This is a genomic window from Arhodomonas sp. KWT, from assembly GCF_010993615.1.
Map to the genome: position 1 here is coordinate 1 of NZ_WNXE01000938.1, position 651 is coordinate 651.

The 651-nt window shown below is 75.4% G+C and carries 1 protein-coding gene; it reads left to right on the top strand.

What is annotated here, in order from left to right:
• Positions 1–651: tRNA glutamyl-Q(34) synthetase GluQRS (gluQRS, locus tag G7A99_RS23415; RefSeq protein ID WP_163144450.1), on the top strand; the 651-nt coding region annotated here is incomplete at both ends.

The window sequence follows — 651 nt, forward strand, 5'->3', positions numbered from 1 at the left end:
CTGGTGGCCGCCGTGGCCAGCTACCTGGACGCCCGCCGCCACGACGGGCGCTGGGCGCTGCGCATCGACGACGTCGATCGGGCGCGCGCCGTCAACGGCACCGACACGGCAATCCGCCGCACCCTTGAGCGTCACGCCCTGCACTGGGATGGCCCGGTGGTCTACCAGAGCGCCCGCGACGACGCCTACGCCGACGCCCTGGACCGGCTGGTGGACACGGGCCTCGCCTTCCCCTGCGGCTGCACCCGGCGCGAGCTGCAGGCGGTGGCGACCCATGGCCCGGCGGGGATGATCTACCCCGGCACCTGCCGCGACGGCCTGCCCCCCGGCAAGAGTGCCCGGTCCTGGCGGCTGCGTGCCCCGGCCGCGCCGGTGCGCTTCGACGACCGCCGTCTCGGCCCGCAGCACGTGGACGTCGCCACGGAGATCGGGGACTTCGTCATCCGCCGCGGCGACGGCCTGTTCGCCTATCACCTGGCGATGGTCGTCGACGACGCCGCCCTCGGCGCCACGGACATCGTCCGCGGCGCCGACCTCCTGATCGCCACCGCGCCGCAGATGGCCCTGCGTGACACCCTGGGGCTGCCGCGGCCGCGTCACCTGCACCTGCCCCTGGCGCTCAGCCCCGCGGGCGGGAAGCTCAGCAAGCAC